Source organism: Bradyrhizobium sp. USDA 4474, assembly GCF_054057515.1.
This window is the reverse complement of sequence record NZ_JBSRZJ010000002.1, coordinates 720,665-738,226: the sequence shown is the minus strand read 5'-3', so window position 1 is coordinate 738,226 and position 17,562 is coordinate 720,665. Positions and strand designations below refer to the sequence as shown.

14 protein-coding genes and 1 pseudogene are annotated in these 17,562 nt (G+C 64.5%); 5 read left to right on the top strand and 10 right to left on the bottom strand.

What is annotated here, in order from left to right:
* The first annotated feature begins 46 nt into the window (after positions 1-46).
* Complete coding sequence (locus ACVW16_RS05320) at positions 47-664, top strand: hypothetical protein (RefSeq protein ID WP_456704320.1); 618 nt, start codon at positions 47-49, stop codon at positions 662-664.
* Between the two features lie 16 nt (positions 665-680).
* Here ACVW16_RS05320 and ACVW16_RS05315 read toward each other — a convergent pair whose 3' ends face one another.
* Positions 681-1,703, bottom strand: coding sequence for a methionine synthase (locus tag ACVW16_RS05315; RefSeq protein WP_456704319.1), 1,023 nt, complete (start codon positions 1,701-1,703; stop codon positions 681-683).
* Positions 1,704-1,812: 109 nt separating this feature from the next.
* Here ACVW16_RS05315 and ACVW16_RS05310 point away from each other — a divergent pair, with 109 nt between their 5' ends.
* Positions 1,813-2,421, top strand: a complete 609-nt coding sequence (locus ACVW16_RS05310) for a DsbA family protein (protein ID WP_456704318.1) — start codon at positions 1,813-1,815, stop codon at positions 2,419-2,421.
* Positions 2,421-3,398, top strand: coding sequence for an NADPH:quinone oxidoreductase family protein (locus tag ACVW16_RS05305; protein ID WP_456735561.1), 978 nt, complete (start codon positions 2,421-2,423; stop codon positions 3,396-3,398). The genes ACVW16_RS05310 and ACVW16_RS05305 overlap by 1 nt, the downstream gene beginning before the upstream one ends.
* A gap of 18 nt (positions 3,399-3,416) precedes the next feature.
* Here the strand turns inward: ACVW16_RS05305 and ACVW16_RS05300 are convergent, their stop codons facing one another.
* The 8 genes and pseudogenes from ACVW16_RS05300 to ACVW16_RS05265 form a co-directional block, all read right to left on the bottom strand.
* The gene (locus tag ACVW16_RS05300; RefSeq protein ID WP_456704316.1) at positions 3,417-4,307 is read right to left on the bottom strand and encodes a crotonase/enoyl-CoA hydratase family protein; all 891 of its coding nucleotides are present in this window, start codon (positions 4,305-4,307) and stop codon (positions 3,417-3,419) included.
* A gap of 128 nt (positions 4,308-4,435) precedes the next feature.
* Entirely contained in the window at positions 4,436-5,869 is a 1,434-nt protein-coding gene (locus tag ACVW16_RS05295; RefSeq protein ID WP_456735560.1) for an amidase, read from the bottom strand.
* A 2-nt stretch (positions 5,870-5,871) separates the two neighbouring features.
* The gene (locus ACVW16_RS05290; protein WP_456704314.1) at positions 5,872-7,035 is read right to left on the bottom strand and encodes a M20 aminoacylase family protein; all 1,164 of its coding nucleotides are present in this window, start codon (positions 7,033-7,035) and stop codon (positions 5,872-5,874) included.
* A 13-nt stretch (positions 7,036-7,048) separates the two neighbouring features.
* Positions 7,049-8,554, bottom strand: coding sequence for a M81 family metallopeptidase (locus ACVW16_RS05285; RefSeq protein ID WP_456735559.1), 1,506 nt, complete (start codon positions 8,552-8,554; stop codon positions 7,049-7,051).
* A 289-nt stretch (positions 8,555-8,843) separates the two neighbouring features.
* Positions 8,844-10,511 (bottom strand): ABC transporter ATP-binding protein, encoded by a 1,668-nt coding sequence (locus ACVW16_RS05280; RefSeq protein WP_456735558.1) that lies wholly within the window; start codon positions 10,509-10,511, stop codon positions 8,844-8,846.
* Positions 10,511-11,398 carry an ABC transporter permease gene (locus ACVW16_RS05275; protein ID WP_456704311.1) on the bottom strand — a complete coding sequence of 296 codons (888 nt, stop codon included), beginning with the start codon at positions 11,396-11,398 and terminating at the stop codon, positions 10,511-10,513. The genes ACVW16_RS05280 and ACVW16_RS05275 overlap by 1 nt, the downstream gene beginning before the upstream one ends.
* 19 nt (positions 11,399-11,417) lie before the next feature.
* Positions 11,418-12,360, bottom strand: a pseudogene (locus ACVW16_RS05270) (ABC transporter permease).
* Between the two features lie 160 nt (positions 12,361-12,520).
* A complete protein-coding gene (locus tag ACVW16_RS05265) occupies positions 12,521-13,651 on the bottom strand; it encodes a M20/M25/M40 family metallo-hydrolase (RefSeq protein ID WP_456735557.1) in 1,131 nt (376 codons plus the stop codon).
* Positions 13,652-13,918: 267 nt separating this feature from the next.
* Here ACVW16_RS05265 and ACVW16_RS05260 point away from each other — a divergent pair, with 267 nt between their 5' ends.
* On the top strand, positions 13,919-15,529 hold the full coding sequence (locus ACVW16_RS05260; RefSeq protein WP_456704308.1) for an ABC transporter substrate-binding protein: 1,611 nt from the start codon (positions 13,919-13,921) through the stop codon (positions 15,527-15,529).
* 261 nt (positions 15,530-15,790) lie between these two features.
* Complete coding sequence (locus tag ACVW16_RS05255; protein ID WP_456735556.1) at positions 15,791-17,377, top strand: glycosyltransferase family 39 protein; 1,587 nt, start codon at positions 15,791-15,793, stop codon at positions 17,375-17,377.
* A gap of 10 nt (positions 17,378-17,387) precedes the next feature.
* Here ACVW16_RS05255 and ACVW16_RS05250 read toward each other — a convergent pair whose 3' ends face one another.
* Complete coding sequence (locus ACVW16_RS05250) at positions 17,388-17,528, bottom strand: hypothetical protein (RefSeq protein ID WP_456735555.1); 141 nt, start codon at positions 17,526-17,528, stop codon at positions 17,388-17,390.
* Positions 17,529-17,562 lie beyond the last annotated feature (34 nt).

Sequence of the window (17,562 nt, the reverse complement as noted above, 5' to 3'; positions counted from 1 at the left end):
AAACCCTCTCCCGGTAAGAATGGGGAGAGGGAGCAGAACCGCTCCCATGCCCCTGCAAAACCGCGTCACGCCGACCGGCGAGATCATCGCCACACCCTATCGCGGGATGTTCACCGGCAATCGCGGCATCATCCATGATCCCGCGACCAAGACGCTCCTGAAGAAGCGCTGGTCGTCGCCGGCCTGGCTCACCTGCACCTGCGAATTCCGCGGCCGCCGCCGCGAGGTGATGGCGCAGCGGAGCTGGACCGAACTGTTCTTCCTCGACGAGGCCACTGCGCTCGCTGCCGGCCATCGTCCCTGCTTCTATTGCCGCCGTGACGATGCCAATCGCTTCCGCGCCGCGTGGGAGAAGGGCAACCGCGTGCACGATGTCCGCATGCACGACATCGACGTCGTGCTGCATCACGAGCGGCTCGATCACGGCAAGAAGCGGCTGCACGTGATGCCGGTGCCGCTTGACCAGCTGCCCGATGGTGCGATGATTCAGCAGGGCGAGGACAGCTATCTGGTCACGCAGGGGAGAGCGCTAAAGTGGTCGCCGGCGGGATACGCCGCGGCGGAGGAAGTCCCCGGCGAGGCAACGCTGCTCACGCCGCCATCGACGCTCCGCACGCTGAACGCCGGCTATCGACCGGTGCTGCACCCCTCCGCGCCGCCCTAGCGCCGAATCCCCGCCGCTACCCCAGCTTCTCGCGCGCCAGCGCGGCGCCGGCGCCGAGGGCCATCAGCTTGGCTTCGGCGATCTCTCGCCGCATCGGCGCCATGCCGCAATTGGTGGTGGCGATGATGTTGCTTTTGGGTATGAATTTCGAGACAGTGTCGATCACCTGCACGACGTCCTCTGCCGTCTCGACCGTATCGCTGGCGACATCAATGACGCCGGCCTGCACGATTTTATTCTTGAGCAGCGCGAGCAGATCGAGAGGCACCTTCGAATTGCGGCACTCGATCGCGACCTGCTGGATCGGACTGGCGTCGATCGCCGGGAAGATCTGCTCGTATTGCCGCCATTGGGCGCCGAGCGTTTCCTTCCAGTCGGTGTTGGCCTTGATGCCGTAGCCGTAGCAGATGTGCACGGCGGTGGCGCAAGTGAGCCCCTGCGCGGCGCGCTCCAGCGCCTTGATGCCCCAGTCGTTGACCTCGTCCATGTAGACGTTGAAGGCCGGTTCGTCGAACTGCACGAGATCGACGCCGTCGGCCTGCAGCGCCCTGGCTTCCTCGTTCAACAGCTCGGCGAAGGCAAAGGCCATCTTGACGCGGTCGCCATAATGGCGGTCCGCAATCGTGTCGATGATGGTCATCGGGCCGGGCAGGGTGAATTTCAGCTTCTTTTTCGTATGCGTGCGCGCCACTTGCGCCTCAAAGGCATGGACGCGGCCCTTCAGCCGGAGCGGAGCGACCACCTGCGGCACCATCGCCTTGTAGCGGTCCTTGCGGATGCCCATCTCGACCTTGTGCGCGAAGTCGATGCCCTCGATCTTCTCGAGAAAGCCGTGGACGAAATGCTGCCGGGCCTGTTCGCCCTCGGTGACGATGTCGAGGCCGGCGTCTTCCTGGATCTTCAGCCAGATCAGCGTCGCATCGCGCTTGGCACGCAGCAGCTCGTCGCCTTCCGACTTCCAGGGTGCCCAGAGCATGTTGGGCTCGGCAAGCCATTCCGGCTTGGGCAAGGAGCCGGCGATCGTCGTTGGAAACAGCATGGGTCCCTCCCGGCGGGTTGTGATTGCGCCTGTGTCTGCCATGTCTTAACGTCGAGGTACAGAACAACAAAAGTCGCCTTGAAACCGGCCATGCCGGAGCGGAAACGCCATGATCGAATTTTTCTTCGACTGCTCCAGTCCCTGGACCTATCTCGCCTTCCACAACATCCAGCCGCTGGCCAGGGAGCTCGGCTCCGAGATCGTCTGGAGGCCGATCCTCGTCGGCGGCATCTTCAACACGGTCAACCCGAGCGTCTACGCGCAGCGCGAGACGCCGGTGCCGCTGAAGGCGCGCTACATGAAGAAGGACCTCGCCGATTGGGCGCGCTCCGCCGGACTCGCCATCAAGATGCCGCCGACGGTGTTTCCGGTGAACAGCGTCAAGGCGATGCGCGGCTGCATCTGGCTCGGCAAGGACATGGTGCCGTTCGCGACATCAGTGTTCGAGGCCTATTGGGGCGGCGACGAGGACATCTCGCAGGATGCGGTGCTCGCGGCGATCTGCAGGAAGGCCGGTATCGACGAGCAGAAATTCTTTGCCGGAATCTCGCAGCAGGCCATCAAGGATCAGCTCAAGGCCAACACGGAGGAGGTTGTCGCGCGCGGCGGGTTCGGCTCACCGACGATTTTCGTCAACAAGACCGACATGTATTTTGGCAATGACCGTCTGCCGCTGATCCGCGAGGCGCTGCTGCGCAGCAAGGCGAGCGCGGCCTGATGGCTCGTGCTGTCGTCTGCCGCGCGCTCGGCGTACCCGAAACGTTGCGGCTGGAAGAGTTGCCGTCGCGTGCCCTGAATCCGGGCGAAGTTCGTGTCGCAATTCGTGCCGCCGGCCTTAATTTTCCTGACGTGCTGATGGCCGCAGGCGAATATCAGCTCAAGCCGGAGTTGCCGTTCACGCCCGGCATGGAAGCTGCCGGTGACGTGACCGAGGTCGGTGCGGAGGCGAGGGGCGTTTCCGTCGGCGACAAGGTCATCGTCAAGATGCGCCACGGCGCCTTCACGGACGAGGCGGTCGTCACGCCGGCGCAGCTGACGCCGTTGCCATCGAACTTCGATTACGCCGAGGGGGCGACCTATCTCGCCGGCCACGGCACCGCCTATCATGCGCTGATCGATCGCGGCCGGGTCGAGCCGGGCGAGGTGCTGCTGGTGCATGGCGCCGGCGGTGGGGTTGGCCTTGCTGCGGTGGAGATCGGCAAGATGCTCGGTGCGACCGTGATCGCGACCGCGTCCAGTGACGAGAAGCTGGCGGTCGCGAAATCACGCGGCGCCGATCATCTCGTGCGTTACGACCGCGAGCCGTTTCGCGATGCCGTCAAGCGCATCACCGACGGCCGCGGCGCCGACGTGGTGTTCGATCCCGTCGGCGGCGAGGTGTTCGAGAACTCGATGCGCTGCATCGCCTGGGGCGCAAGGCTGCTGGTGATCGGCTTCACCGGCGGCATCGGCTCGGCCAAGACCAATCTCTTGCTGATCAAGGGCGCCAGCGTGCTCGGCGTGCGCGCCGGCGAAGCCGTGCGCAAGAATCCCGCGCTCGGCGAGATCAGGCTGAAGGCGCTGCTCACATGGGCGGAAGAGGGCAGGCTGCGGCCGAACATCTCGCACCGGCTGCCGCTGGAAGATTGCGCCAAGGCGATGCGGCTGTTGCTCGACCGCAAGGCGATCGGCCGCGTGGCGTTGGTGATGGAGTGACCTCCATCACGCATCGCCTCACTCGTACTCCCGCTCCGTCCACCACGGAAAATAGTCCGGCATGTCGCTCGACACCTTGTTCTTGAACTGCGCCGGGCGCTTCTCCAGGAACGACACCACGCCTTCCTTCACGTCGTCCGAACGGCCGCGGGCGTAGATGCCGCGGCTGTCGACCTTGTGGGCTTCCATGGGGTCGTCGGCGCCCATCATGCGCCACATCATCTGGCGGATCAGCGCCACCGACACCGGCGCGGTCTTGGTCGCAAACTCCTTGGCGAGGGCGCGCGCGGTCGGCAAGAGATCATCGGGCGCGACGACCCTGCTGACGAGACGGCCGGCGAGCGCCTCCTGCGCCGGAAAGACGCGGCCCGAATAGCACCATTCCAGTGCCTGCGAGATGCCGACGATGCGCGGCAGGAACCAGCTCGAGGCGGCCTCCGGCACGATGCCGCGCTGGGAGAACACGAAGCCGAAGCGCGCGGCATCCGACGCGATGCGGATGTCCATCGCAAGCTGCATGGTGACGCCGATGCCGACGGCGGGGCCGTTCACCGCGGCGATGACGGGCTTGAGGCATTTGAAGATCCGCAAGGTGACCTGGCCGCCGCCGTCGCGCACCTGCGGATCGCTGTAATCGACCTTGCCGTCCGCGAAACGCTTGACGGGCCCGCGCCGCGCGTCGCGATCGAAGGTGTTCGCGCCCGACGACAGATCGGCACCTGCGCAAAACCCGCGCCCTGCACCTGTGACGATGACGGCGCGGACATTGTCGTCCTTGTCGGCGGCGTCGAACGCGTCGATCAATTCGGCCTGCATCTGCGCATTGAAGGCGTTGAGCTTGTCGGGCCGGTTCAGCGTGATGGTGAGGATCTGCTCGGCGACCTCGTATTTGATCGTCTCATACGCCATGGGTGGTTTCCTTCCCTGTCATTCTTGAATCAATTCTGTCATTGCCGGGCTTGACCCGGCAATCCATCTTTTTCTGAAGACGATGGATGCGCGGGTCGAGCCCGCGCATGACGAATTGTGCTGAGGCGCTAGATGCTCGCCTGATGCGCCGGCGGCTTCGGCCAAGGCCGCTGCGCGCCGCGCAGGCCTTCAAACGCCTTGGCGAGGCCGAGCACGCCGATATCATCGAAGCGGCGGCCGACGATCTGCACGCCGATCGGAAAACCTGTGGCATCGAAGCCGCCATTGAGGGAGATGGCCGGGTTCTCCGACATATTCCACGGGACGGTATAGCAGATGTGCTCGAACGGCCTCATCGGATCGTTGGTGGGCGACGCCCATTCCGCCGCAAAATTCACATTCGGGGCGGTCGGCGAGATCACGTAATCGAGCTCGCAGAACAGTTTTGACGCAGCCGCGCGGATCGCCATGGTCTGGTTGAAGCCGCGGATCACGTCGACCCCCGACAGCTTCGCGCCCGATACGCCCCACTTATGAATATAAGGCAGCACCTTGCCCTGTTCGGCCGGCGTCAGCTTCGTCAGATCGTCCCACATCCGCGCGCGCCAGAAATTGTCGAGGCCGTCGAGCATCTCGCGGGTGAGGATGCCGTCGACTTCGGTGACGACGCTGCCTGCGGATTCGAACGCCTTCGCGGCTTTCACCGCGACCTCGCGGACCGGCCTTTCCGCCGGCAGGCCGACGCCGGCATCCAGCATCAGGCCGATCCGCAATTTGCGTGGAGATTTCTCCAACCCCTTCCAATTGAGCGGTTCGGCGGGAAGGCTCATGCCATCGCGCCGGTCAGGCTTCGCGATCACGCTCATCATCAGCGCGCAATCATCGACCGTACGGGTCATGGGGCCGGCGACGCGGCCGACATAGGTGGGGTCGATCGGCACGCGGCCGAAGCTCGGCTTCAGGCCGACGAGGCCGCACCAAGCGGCGGGCAGGCGCACCGAGCCGCCAATGTCCGTGCCGAGATGTAAGGGACCATAGCCGGCCGCCGCAGCAGCGCCAGCACCGGCGCTGGAGCCGCCGGGATTCTTGGAGAGATCCCACGGATTGCGCGCGAGCGCATGGAACGAGGAGAGGCCCGAGGACAGCATGCCGTAATCGGGCATGGTGGTCTTGGCGAAGATGATCGCCCCTGCCTCACGCAGCCGGGCCGCGGGCGGTGCGTCCTTCTCGGCGGGCACGAGCCTGACGCTCGCAGCGCCAAGCGGCACCGGCACGCCCTTGGTCGCGATATTGTCCTTTATCGTGACGGGCACGCCGTCGAGCGGGCCGCAAGGCTCGCCGCCGGACCAGCGCGCGGTCGAGGCCTTGGCGACCTCGCGCGCGCTGTCAGGATCGAAGGCGTAGAGCGCCTTGAGATGCGGCTCCCACGCAGCGACATGCGTGAGCAAATCCTCCAGCACCTCGCTCGGCGAGAACTGTTTTGCCCGATAGCCCGCGATGAGATCGACCGCGGAGAGATCGTGCAGCGAGGTGACTGCATCTTCGACGCTCTGTTTCTGCATTGCTAACCCACCGGCATGCGCGTTTCGATGATCCGGGCGAACATGCTGGCGCCGATCGGCAGGATCTTGTCGTCGAGCACGAAGCCGGGATTGTGCACGGGCACCGAGCCGTCATGACCGACCCAGAAATAGGCGCCGGGAATGGTCTCCAGCATGTCGGCGAAATCCTCGCTGCCCATCTTCGGCTGGGTGCGGGTAATCACCTTGGCGGGATCGACGACGGTGCGCGCGACCTCCTCCACCACCCTGGACTGCTCGACCTGATTGACCAGCACGTTGAACGTGTCGCGGATGTCGACGTCGATCACGCATTGATAGGCGCTGGCGATGCCGGCGCAGATGGTGCGGATGCGCTCGCTGACCAGGGTGCGGACCTCCTTCGAGAAGGTGCGGATGGTGCCGCAAAGATGCGCGTCGCCGGGAATGACGTTGTAGGCGGAGCCCGCATGGATCTGGGTGATCGACACCACGGCTGCCTGCAGCGGCTCGACGTTGCGGCTGACGATGGTCTGAATCGCCTGCGCCAGCGTGGTTGCGATGATCACGGCGTCCTTGGAACGCTCGGGCATCGCGCCATGCGCGCCATAACCGGTGATGCGGAGGTCGAAGAAGTCGGCGCTGGCCATGGCCGGGCCCGGCAGGATGGCGATCTCGCCGTGATTCAAGTCAGGCGCGTTATGCAGGCCGTAAAGCTCGTCGCACGGAAACTTCTCGAACAGGCCGTCCTTGATCATGGCGCGGGCGCCGCCGAGGCCTTCCTCGGCCGGCTGGAAGATCAGGTGCACGGTACCGTCGAAGTTCCGGGTCTCGGCGAGGTAACGTGCAGTGCCGAGCAGCATGGTGGTGTGGCCGTCATGGCCGCAGCCGTGGAAGCGGCCGGGGATCTTCGAACTCCATTTCAGATTGGTGTTCTCCTCCATCGGCAGCGCGTCCATGTCGGCGCGCAGACCGATGCGCTTGCTGCCGGAACCCTTTCCTTTGATGACGCCGATCACGCCGGTGCCGCCGAGACCGCGATGCACCTCGATGCCCCAGCTCGTCAGCTTGTCGGCGACGATGCCTGACGTGCGGACCTCCTCGAAGCCGATCTCGGGATGGGCGTGCAGGTCGCGCCTGATGGCGGTGAGTTCGTCGGCGTAACCGTCGATGCGGTCGATGGTGGGCATGTGTCCTGTCCTGTTAGCGTGAAGGGGGCGTGAAAACGGGGCCGTTCGGCTTGATGCGGATGCCGGGACGCAGGCGCGTCCAGGGCAGGGACGCGGTATCGGCCGGCATCGCGCCCGGCGCGGCGCAGATCATCAGCTTCTCCGCGATCGGCTCGAAATCGGCGCGGAAATGCACCGAGCTCTTGTTGACCAGAATTTTTTCTTTCGTCGGCTCGATCCCGACATAGCGATACATCGCCTGGTCGGCGAGCTGGGCCTTGTGCGAACTCACGACCACGCGGACGTCGCCGATGCGCAGGCACGCCGAGGGCCCCATCTCCATCTCGCGTCCGCCAAAATAGGGGCCGGGCGCGATGAACCGGCCGTCCGAGAGTTGTTCGACGACGAAGCTCTCGGTGTAGGGCTCGTCACCGGGAATGCCTGACTTGCCGCCGAGTGAGAGCGTGATCGTCGCGCCGACACCCGCCGCATGCGCGGCCTTGGCCGAGACGGGATCGTAGATCGCGCCGGTCGCCGCGCTCGCCCTGTTGCGCACCAGCGCGCGCAGCATGCCCGTGGTGTCGGAATCGCCGCCTGCACCGGGATTGTCCTGCGTGTCGGCGATGATGATCGGCTTGCTCGCGCTCTTCGCAAGTTCCATGGCGTGGCGCACGCCGTCGTCGGGAGTCCAGATCTTGCCGTCGAAATCGTCCTCGTGGCTTTCGATCAGCTTGACGAGCGCATCAGCGGCGCGGTCGGCGTCGTCCTGCGTCTTGCCATAGGCGAACACGCTCGGTCCGCAGTCGCGGAAATCGGCGGCGGGGAAGCCGGGCGCGAAGGACAACGTCGGAACCGTTTCACTCTCCAGCGCTGCCAATTTTTCGTAGATGCCCTTGGCAGGGAAGTCATTGGTGCATTGCCAGCTGATCGCGATCAGAAATGGCAACTGGCGGAACGATTTTGCGAAGCGTTCCGTCGTCTTCAGGAGCAGCGCGAGGTGCCTTGCCGAGGCGCGGCCGGTCTCGGCCATGTCGACGTGCGGATAGGTGCGGTAGGCGATCAAGGCGTCCGCATGGTCCATCATCGCCGGCGTGACGTTGGCGTGCAGGTCGAGGCTCGCGACCAGCGGAATATTCTTGCCGATGATGCGGCGTACCCGCGCCAAAATCTCGCCTTCGCCGTCGTCGAGATGCTCGGTCACCATGGCACCGTGCAGATCGAGATAAACAGCGTCGATCGGGCCGGCGGCTTTGATGCCGTCCACCATCACCTTCACGATGCGCTCGAAGGCGTCCTTGGTGACATGCGCGGACGGGCTCGCGCCGCAGGCGATGGTCGGGACGAGTTCCCAGCCATTGGCTTCGGCACTGTCGACGAACCCGGCGAGCCCGACATTGATGCGCCGCATCACCTTCAGCACGTCGGGTCCCACGGTCATCGCCGGCCAGCCGCCGCCATGCTGGAAGTCGGCATACGTCGCCTTCGTCGGAGCGAAGGTGTTGGTCTCGTGCAGGAAGCCGCCGACGGCGATACGTGTCATCAATGCTGGTCCCATGAGCTGGCGAGCGCGACGTTACCCGCCTTTGCGACAAGAGCAAGCAAGGCAGACAATCGCGCCGCGCATGGCCTCAAGCCATTTTGGGAATGCTGCGGATAAGTGTTGTCTAGGAAGGCGCTTCAACATTCTCGGCGTCGTCCCGGCGAAGGCCGGGACCCATGACCCCGGGGAGGAGTTTTGCGAAGATCGGTCGTTCGGGACTCCCACTCGCAATCGAGAGATTCCGTGGCATGGGTCCCGGCGTTCGCCGGGACGACAGCGGAGGATGTCGCTACACCGCGGCCCCCATGCCCTCCGCCACCGGCCGGAAATTCGCAAAGTCCCAGTTGCGCCCCGGTGCCGCATCCAGCAGCGCTTTGGTGTAGGCCTGCTGCGGATGCGTCAGCACTTCGGCGGCCGGTCCCTGTTCGACAACGCGGCCGTGCTGCATCACCACCACCTCGTCGCAGATTTGTGCGGCGACGCGCAGATCGTGGGTGATGAACAGGATGGCGATGCCGAGCCGCTTCTGGATCTCATCGAGCAGTTTCAGCACCTGCGCTTGCACGGAGACATCGAGCGCGGAGACCGCTTCGTCCGCGACCAGCACGTCCGGGTCGAGTGCGAGCGCGCGCGCAATGGCGATGCGCTGGCGCTGGCCGCCGGAGAACTGGTGCGGATAGCGCGACACGGCATCGGCCGGCAGGCCGACGAGCTCGAGCAGCTCGCGCGCCCGCTTCATCGCAGCAGCGTGCGAGGTGCCGTAGTTGATCGGGCCTTCCGCAATGCTCTCGCCGACGCTGATGCGCGGGTTGAGCGAACGGTAGGGATCCTGGAACACGATCTGGATCTTCTGCCGGTGCGGCTGCAGCAGACGACGCGAGATGTCGGCGATCTCGCGGCCGGCGAGGCGGACACCGCCGGAGGTCGGATCGATCAGACGGACAATGCAGCGCGCGACGGTGGACTTGCCCGAGCCGCTCTCGCCGACGATGCCGAGCGTGCGGCCCTTGCGCAGCGTCAGCGTCACCCTGTCGGCGGCAATGACCTCGCGTCCCTGGCCGAAGAACGTGCGCTCCTTGTAGATCTTGCTGAGGTCGTTGGCCTCGAGCACGACAGGTTCCTTGCTCGCCTGGCGCGGTGGCCGCGGCACCAGGCTCGGCACCGAGGCGAGCAGGTTGCGGGTGTATTCCATCGTGGGATTGCGCAACACGGTCTCGAGCGGACCGGTTTCGACCAGCCGGCCCTGTCGCATCACCGCGACGCGGTCGGCGATTTCCGCGACCACGCCCATGTCGTGGGTGATGAACAGCACGGCCGTGCCATGGTCGCGCTGGAGCTCGCGGATCAGCGACAGGATCTGCTTCTGCGTGGTGACGTCGAGCGCGGTGGTTGGCTCATCCGCGATCAAGAGCTTCGGCTCCAGCACCAGGGCCATCGCGATCATGATGCGCTGGCGCTGGCCGCCGGAGAGGCGGTGCGGGTAGGAGGCGAAGATGCGCTCGACCTGGGGCAGATGCACCTGCTCCATCATGTCGAGGATGCGCTTCCTCCGTGCCTTGCCGTCGAGCTTGGTGTGGGCGCGCAGGACCTCGTCGATCTGGCGGCCGACCGGCACCACCGGATTGAGCGCAGTCATCGGCTCCTGGAAGATCATCGCCATCCTGGTTGCGCGCAGCTGGCGTAGGCGGCGGTCGGTCGTGGTGAGGATCTCCTCGCCGACGAGCTTGACGCTGCCGCCTGATGGGACCAGCGTGCCCTTCGGCAAGAGACCCATGGTGGTCAGCGAGGTCACCGATTTGCCCGAGCCGCTTTCGCCGACGAGGCACAGTGTCTCGCCTTCGTGCGCCTGGATCGAGATGCCGTCGATGATCTTTGGCGCGCCCGGCTTGTTGCCGACGGAGACGACGAGGTTGTGGATGTCGAGAACGACGTCCTTGGTCATCACTTGATCGCTCATCACTTGCCCTCCCGCTGCTTCATGCGGGGATCGAGGGCATCGCGAGCGGCGTCGCCGATCAGGTTGATGCTGAGGATGGCGATCGAGAGCAGAAGGCCCGGCCAGAAGATCAGCGTCGGCTTGAGCTGAAAATACTGGCGGCCCTCGGCCATGATGTTGCCCCAGGTCGGCGTCTCCGGCGAGATGCCGGCGCCGAGGAAGGACAGGATCGCCTCGGTGAGGATCGCCGACGCGCAGACATAGGTGCCCTGGACGATCATCGGCGCGATCGTGTTTGGCATCAGGTGCCGCCACATGATTTTTGGCAGGCTGGAGCCGACGGAGATTGCGGCTTCGACGTAAGGCTCCTCGCGCGCGGACAGCACCACCGAGCGCACCAGGCGCGCCACGCGCGGGATTTCAGGAATGGTGATCGCGATCAGCACGGTCCAGATGCTGGCGCCCGACAGCGACACCACGGCGATCGCGAGCAAAATGCTCGGCATGGCCATCAGGCCGTCCATGACGCGCATCAGCACGGAATCGATCAGCTTGAAGAAGCCGGAGACGAGGCCGATCGCGAGGCCAATGACGACCGACAGAACCGCCGAGCCGATGCCGATCAGCAGGGAGATGCGGCCGCCATAGATGACGCGCGACAGCAGGTCACGGCCATAGGCGTCGGTGCCGAGCAGGAACTGCGCCGAGGCTGGCCTCAGCCGTTGCGACGGCGCAAGCTGGATCGGATCATGCGGCGCGATCAGCGGCGCCAGGATCGAGGTCAGCACGATCAGCGCGAGCAGGATCGTGGCCGCCGCGATGATCGGCGTCGAGGTGAGAAAGCCGAAGCGGGGCCGCAGCGGCGACGTGATCGGAATGGAGGATTGGGGGAGGCTGTCGACGGTCATTTTGTTGTTGTCCCTAGCCTCAGTACCTGATCCGGGGATCGAGCAGCGTGTAGGCGACGTCGATCAGCAGATTGACGACGACGTAAATCAGCGAGGTCAAGAGGATCATCGCCTGGATCACCGGATAGTCGCGCGCCAGCACCGCGTCCACGGTGAGACGGCCGATGCCGGGGATGTTGAACACGCTTTCGGTGACGACGACGCCGGAAATCAGCAGCGCAAAGCCGGTGCCGATGACGGTGATCACGGGCACTGCGGCATTGCGCAACGCGTGCCGCATCATCACTGCGACCTCGTTGATGCCTTTGGCGCGCGCCGTCCGGGACGTAGTCTTCGCCGAGCACGTCGAGCATCGCCGCGCGGGTCATGCGCGCGATCAGCGCGATATAGATGAAGGAGAGCGCACAGGTCGGCAGGATGATGCGCTCGAGGAAGGGGCCGAAGCCGGCCGAGATGCTCTTGAAGCCCTGCACCGGCACCCAGCGCAGGTCGATCGCAAAGACTTCGATCAGGACATAACCGACCACGAACACCGGCACCGAGAAGCCGAGCACGGAAAGCCCCATGACGAAGCGGTCGATCCAGGTGCCGTGCTTCCAGGCCGCGACGACGCCCAAGGGCACGGCCACGATGACCGCGAGGATGATGGTCGAGAGCGCGATCGAGATCGACGGCTCGACGCGCTGGCCAATCATCTTCATGACCGGCAGGTTGGAGATCAGCGATGTTCCGAGATCGCCATGCAGCAGCTTGTTCACCCAGGTGATGAACTGCACGATCAGGGGCTCGTTGAGGCCGAGCGAGGTGCGGATGCGCTCGAGCCTTTCCGGCGTCGCGTTGTCGCCGGCGAGGATCGCGGCCGGATCGCCCGGCGTCAGCCGCAGCAGCAGGAACACAAACAGCGCGACGACGCCCATCACGGGCACCGCGGCGAAGATTCGGCGAATGAGATATCCGAGCAAGCGGGATCCGTTCAGATGAGAGTCAAATCGTCGACAGCGGTCGTTGTCCGTTCTGCCACCAACCTAACATTTCAGCAATTCCCGTGCCATCCAGCCGGAACTTCGTATGCCCGTCATGCCCGGGCTTGACCCGGGCATGACGGCGGTGATCGCAGTAGCGTCACTCCAGCGTCGCGAGCAGCCCCGCCATCAGCCGGCCACGCTCAACGAGACTCTCGACCTCGATATACTCTTCCAGCGTGTGAGCATTGGCTCCACGCACGCCCAGGCCGTCGAGCGTCGGAATGCCCATCGCGCCGGTGAAATTGCCGTCTGAGCCGCCTCCGGAGCTCGCATGCGGTAATTCCGCGCCGAGAGATTTGGCGACGCCGCGCGCCTTTTCATACAGCGCCATCGTGCCGGCATCCGGTTCCCACACCGGCCGCGTCACCCCGCGCGTCACCCTGAACGTGATGTCATTGGCAGTGCCCGATAGTGCCAGCATGCGCTCCACGCCTCGGTCGAGATCGGCCTGGCGCTTCGCCATCGAAAGCGCTTCGCCGGTGGCAGTCGTGGCAACGCAGTTGACCCATTGGCCGCCATGCACGATTCCGACGGAGAAGGTGCAGTCCTCCGTCGTCATCGCGTCGATCGCGAGGATTTGCCGCGCCATTTCGCGGATCGCCGAGCGTCCTGCCGACAGCGTTGCGCCCGCGTGACTCGGCCGTCCCGTCGCTTCCAAATTGAATCGCGCGATGGCGTAACGTCCGGTCGTGACGCCGTTGTCCGCGCGGCCAGGCTCCGGCACCAGCACATATTTGTTGCGCGCCGCTTCCGCCTCGATGATGTCGCGTGTCGAGGGCGTGCCGACCTCCTCGTCCGGCGTGAACAGGATGGTGATCGGCAGGGGCGTGGTGAACGACGCCCGCGCAAGTTGCCGGATCGCTTCGAGCGCGAGATAGTTGCCGCCTTTCATGTCGAAGATGCCGGGGCCGTAGCATCTGTTGCCCTCGCGCCGCCATTTCAGCTTCTCGATCGTGCCGACCGGGTGCACGGTATCCATGTGGCCGGCGATCAGGACGCCCGGCTCGCCTTGCCTGGGATGCGGGAAACGCGCGCGGATGACGCCGCCAAAGCCCTGACGGCCGGCGATGCGCTCGATGGTCGCACCCATGATCGCCATATCCCGCGCTGCGATATCGAGCATGCGGTTGACGGCACCTGCGTCCCATGTCGGGCTCTCGCATTCCACCCACTTGCGCAGGCCTTCGAGCATGGCCTCGGAATCGAAGGGAAGATTGGCTGGATTCATCTGAATGTCTCTCAAGCTTGAAGATGGAATGCGCATTGCATGAGCGTCGGCAGGACAAGCGGGAGAAGTTGTAGAGCCAAACCGATCCTTGTGGAGCCCGTGCGTGCGATGCCGGGGCTTGCATTGAAACCGGATTGACGCGCTCAAGACTGTCTGCAAGTCTCGGAAAGACAAAGGCATTGCGTGAGGTTGGTTCGCCCAAAGAACGAACCTCATGCTCAACGAATAACCTGCCTTTGAACAGTTTCACGTCAGGAGAAACTTTCGATGTTGAGCTTGATGCGCCGGGGGCGTCGCGCGTTCGCCTCCACCCTTGCACTGTCGGTGGTCGCGCTCGCAACGGCGATGGCATCGCCGGTGTTCGCAGCGGGCAAAACCGTCACCGCGGTGATGCATTCGGATTTGCGCATCATCGATCCGATCTTCACCACCGCCTACATCACGCGTGATCATGGCTACATGGTGTATGACACGCTGATCGCGACGGATTCGAACTTCAAGATCCAGCCGCAGATGGCCGACTGGAAGATCTCCGACGACAAGCTCACCTATACGTTCACGCTGCGCGACGGCCTGAAGTGGCATGATGGCACGCCCGTGACGGCTGAGGATTGCGTCGCCTCGCTGAAGCGCTGGGCCGCGGTCGACGGCATGGGCCAGCAGATGATGCAGTTCACTGCGAGCATCGAGGCGACCGACGCCAAGACCATCACGCTGAAGCTGAAGGAGCCCTACGGCCTCGTGCTGGACTCCATCGGAAAACCCTCTTCGCGCGTGGCTTTCATGATGCCGAAGCGCCTCGCCGAGACGCCGCCGGACAAGCAGATCCCCGAACAGATCGGCTCGGGCCCGTTCAAGTTCGTGCAGGGCGAATTCCAGCCCGGCGTGAAGGCGGTCTATGAAAAGAACACCGACTACGTGCCGCGCAAGGAGCCGGCGAGCTGGACTGCCGGCGGCAAGGTCGTGAAGGTAGACCGGGTCGAGTGGATCACCATGCCGGACTCGCAGACTGCGGTGAACGCGCTGCAATCCGGCGACATCGACTTCATGGAAGTGCCGCCGTGGGATCTCTTGCCGGTGCTCGAGGGCAATCCCGACCTCAAGGTCGAGACGCTGAACAAGTTCGGTTACCAGACGCTCGGCCGCATGAACTTCCTGTATCCGCCCTTCGATAACCAGAAGATCCGCCGCGCCGCCCTTCTGGCCATGAACCAGAAGGACGTGCTCGATGCGCTCGTCGGCAATCCCAAGTACTACAAGATCTGCGGCGCCTTCTTCATCTGCGACACGCCGTTCGCGACCGACGTCGGCTCCGAATCGCTGGTCAAGGGCAACGGCATGGCGGAAGCCAAGAAGCTGCTTGCCGAGTCCGGCTATGACGGCACGCCCGTTGTCGTCATGGTGCCCGGCGACGTTGTGACGCTGAAGGCGCAGCCGACGGTCGCGGTGCAGCTGCTCCGCGAAGCCGGCTTCAAGGTCGACGCGCAAGCGACCGACTGGCAGACGGTGGTGAGCCGCAGAGCCAGCCAGAAGCCGCCGAAGGAGGGCGGCTGGAACATGTTCTTCACCAACTGGGTCAGCGCCGACGTGTCCAACCCGATCGCCAATCTCTCGATCGGCGGCCAGGGCAAGAAGGGCGGCTGGTTCGGCTGGGCGGAAGACGCCAAGATCGAGAAGCTCAAGGACGACTTCGTGCGCGCGGCCTCGCTCGACGATCAGAAGAAGATCGCGACCGAGATCCAGAAGGAAGCCTATGACCAGGTGATCTACATCCCGCTCGGGCAGTACCTGGCACCGAGCGCGTGGCGGAAGTCGCTCACCGGCGTGCTCGACGGCCCGGCGACCCCGATCTTCTGGAACATCGACAAATCGGAGTAAGGCAAATCGGAGTAAGGCAAGTCGGAGTAAGGAAAGTCGGTCGACGGAACGGTGCGTCTGCACCTTTCGTCTCTGACATCCGCGGCGCCGCTGTCATCAGCGGCGCCGTTTCTCTTGCCGCTGTCTCGTCGGAGGGCAGCCAGGGTTCCAGTTTCCAATCATTGCCATTTGTTTCTGATCTGAAATAGATGGTATGTCCCCGGACATCACTTTCCTCCCGTCGATTTGAAGAAGTTGCCACTCGATTTTGCATTCCAGGCGATGGCCGAACGGTCGGATCGCACGCCGGCGCGCTGGCGCCGTCCGCTGTTGCGCTGGCTCGATGGCGTGGAGGCGGGCTGGGCCGTGCCGCTTCTCATTGCGAGCTTCGTCGCGGTGTGGACTCTGTATCTCGCCGTGGCCTATGCCGGTGGCGGCCTGCACCCTGATACGCTCGAGGCCTGGACGCTGGGACGCAATTTCGCCTTCGGCTATCACAAGCACCCGCCGTTGATGGGCTGGGCCGCAGCAAGCTGGACCATCCTGTTCCCGCTCAGCGATTTCTCGCTGCAACTCATGGCGATGGTGAATGCGGGGCTCGCGCTGTTCTTCGTCGATTGCGTGGCGCGGCAATTCGTCACCGGTCACAAGCGCGTCCTGGTGCTGCTGCTTCTGATGCTGACGCCGGTCTATCAGTTCCACGCCCAGCGATTTAATGCCAACACCGTGCTGCTCGCGGTCTGGCCGCTTGCCACGTGGTGCTTCCTGCGCGCCTTCGAGACTCGCCATGCGGGATGGGCGATTGCGGCCGGATGCACCGCGGCGCTCGCGATGGTCGGAAAATACTACTCGGTCTTCCTGGTCGCGAGCTTTGGATTTGCCGCGCTCGTGCATCCGGCGCGTCGCGCCTATTTCACCTCGGCCTCACCCTGGATTTCGGCCGTCACCGGGCTTGCGGTGCTGTCGCCGCACATCTACTGGCTCGCGACCACGGGCGCGTCGACCTTCAGCTACGCGCTGGCCCATGCCAACAGCGATACCGTGAGCTCGCTCGGCGACGCGAAGAATTTTCTGCTGGGCCTCATTGCGGCCATCAGCGTCGCCGCCGTCATCTGGGTGTTCATCGCGGGCACGCGGCTCAGACAGTTTCCGGCCGACTTCGCGGCTATGAGCCCGGGCCTCTGGCTTCTGTTCTATGTCGCCGTCGGCACCATCGTCCTGCCGATCCTGACATCGCTTGCGATGGGCACGGATCTGCCTTCGCTGTGGGCCTTGCAGGGATTGTTCCTGTTCGTCGTGCTGATCGTTTGCGGCGCGCGCTTTCCGGTGGAGCGCTTCTACACGGTCAACGTCACGGTCATTGCGGCCGGCGTTGCGCTCGTCGCCGTCCTGGTCGCAGCACCCATCCACGCCGTCTATCGCAATGTCCACGGTTACGAGGAGGGGCGGAATTTTTACGCGCAAGCCGCAAGCGAACTCACCCGGCAATGGCACGAACTGACCGGCGAGGCGCTCAGTGCGGTCAGCGGCGACGATTCACTTGCTTTCGCCACGGCCTTCTACAGTCCGGATCATCCGCCTTATGCACGGCCGTTCGCGCATCAACATAATTGGGGACTGCAGCGCAAGGCCACGGCCGGTCGCGGTTGGGCCGCACTCTGTTTCGAGGGCCAGCACGACTGCAGCCGCTGGATGGAATCCGTGTCCTCACGCGCCGGCAATTGTGTCAGGCGCGAATTTACCGTACAGGCCTCGCTGTGGGGGCGGTCCGGGGTGAGGCGTCATGTAATTGCGCTGATGGTGCCGCCCGACGCATCACCCGAGAGTGCCGCGCAGGACCTCAGTGCCAGCAAGCGCAGCCTGGATTAGAGCCGGTGTCTCAGCAATGGCTGTCGCGGACCTGCTCGAGCCCTTCGCTCGCAAAGGGCGGCTTGACCGCGGCTTGTTCGCCGCGCCTCGCCACAGGTTCCGTGCGCTGCGGGTTCGACTCGTAACGTTCGTCGCGCTGTTCCAATTCCATCTGAATCCGCCTCTCGAATTTGCTGCACGACAAC

Coding starts and splice junctions, on each gene's coding strand:
- ACVW16_RS05320 (WP_456704320.1), top strand. CDS start 47: ATGCCCCTGCAAAACCGCGTCACGCCGACCGGCGAGATCATCGCCACA.
- ACVW16_RS05315 (WP_456704319.1), bottom strand. CDS start 1,703: ATGCTGTTTCCAACGACGATCGCCGGCTCCTTGCCCAAGCCGGAATGG.
- ACVW16_RS05310 (WP_456704318.1), top strand. CDS start 1,813: ATGATCGAATTTTTCTTCGACTGCTCCAGTCCCTGGACCTATCTCGCC.
- ACVW16_RS05305 (WP_456735561.1), top strand. CDS start 2,421: ATGGCTCGTGCTGTCGTCTGCCGCGCGCTCGGCGTACCCGAAACGTTG.
- ACVW16_RS05300 (WP_456704316.1), bottom strand. CDS start 4,307: ATGGCGTATGAGACGATCAAATACGAGGTCGCCGAGCAGATCCTCACC.
- ACVW16_RS05295 (WP_456735560.1), bottom strand. CDS start 5,869: ATGCAGAAACAGAGCGTCGAAGATGCAGTCACCTCGCTGCACGATCTC.
- ACVW16_RS05290 (WP_456704314.1), bottom strand. CDS start 7,035: ATGCCCACCATCGACCGCATCGACGGTTACGCCGACGAACTCACCGCC.
- ACVW16_RS05285 (WP_456735559.1), bottom strand. CDS start 8,554: ATGACACGTATCGCCGTCGGCGGCTTCCTGCACGAGACCAACACCTTC.
- ACVW16_RS05280 (WP_456735558.1), bottom strand. CDS start 10,511: ATGAGCGATCAAGTGATGACCAAGGACGTCGTTCTCGACATCCACAAC.
- ACVW16_RS05275 (WP_456704311.1), bottom strand. CDS start 11,398: ATGACCGTCGACAGCCTCCCCCAATCCTCCATTCCGATCACGTCGCCG.
- ACVW16_RS05265 (WP_456735557.1), bottom strand. CDS start 13,651: ATGAATCCAGCCAATCTTCCCTTCGATTCCGAGGCCATGCTCGAAGGC.
- ACVW16_RS05260 (WP_456704308.1), top strand. CDS start 13,919: ATGTTGAGCTTGATGCGCCGGGGGCGTCGCGCGTTCGCCTCCACCCTT.
- ACVW16_RS05255 (WP_456735556.1), top strand. CDS start 15,791: ATGGCCGAACGGTCGGATCGCACGCCGGCGCGCTGGCGCCGTCCGCTG.
- ACVW16_RS05250 (WP_456735555.1), bottom strand. CDS start 17,528: ATGGAATTGGAACAGCGCGACGAACGTTACGAGTCGAACCCGCAGCGC.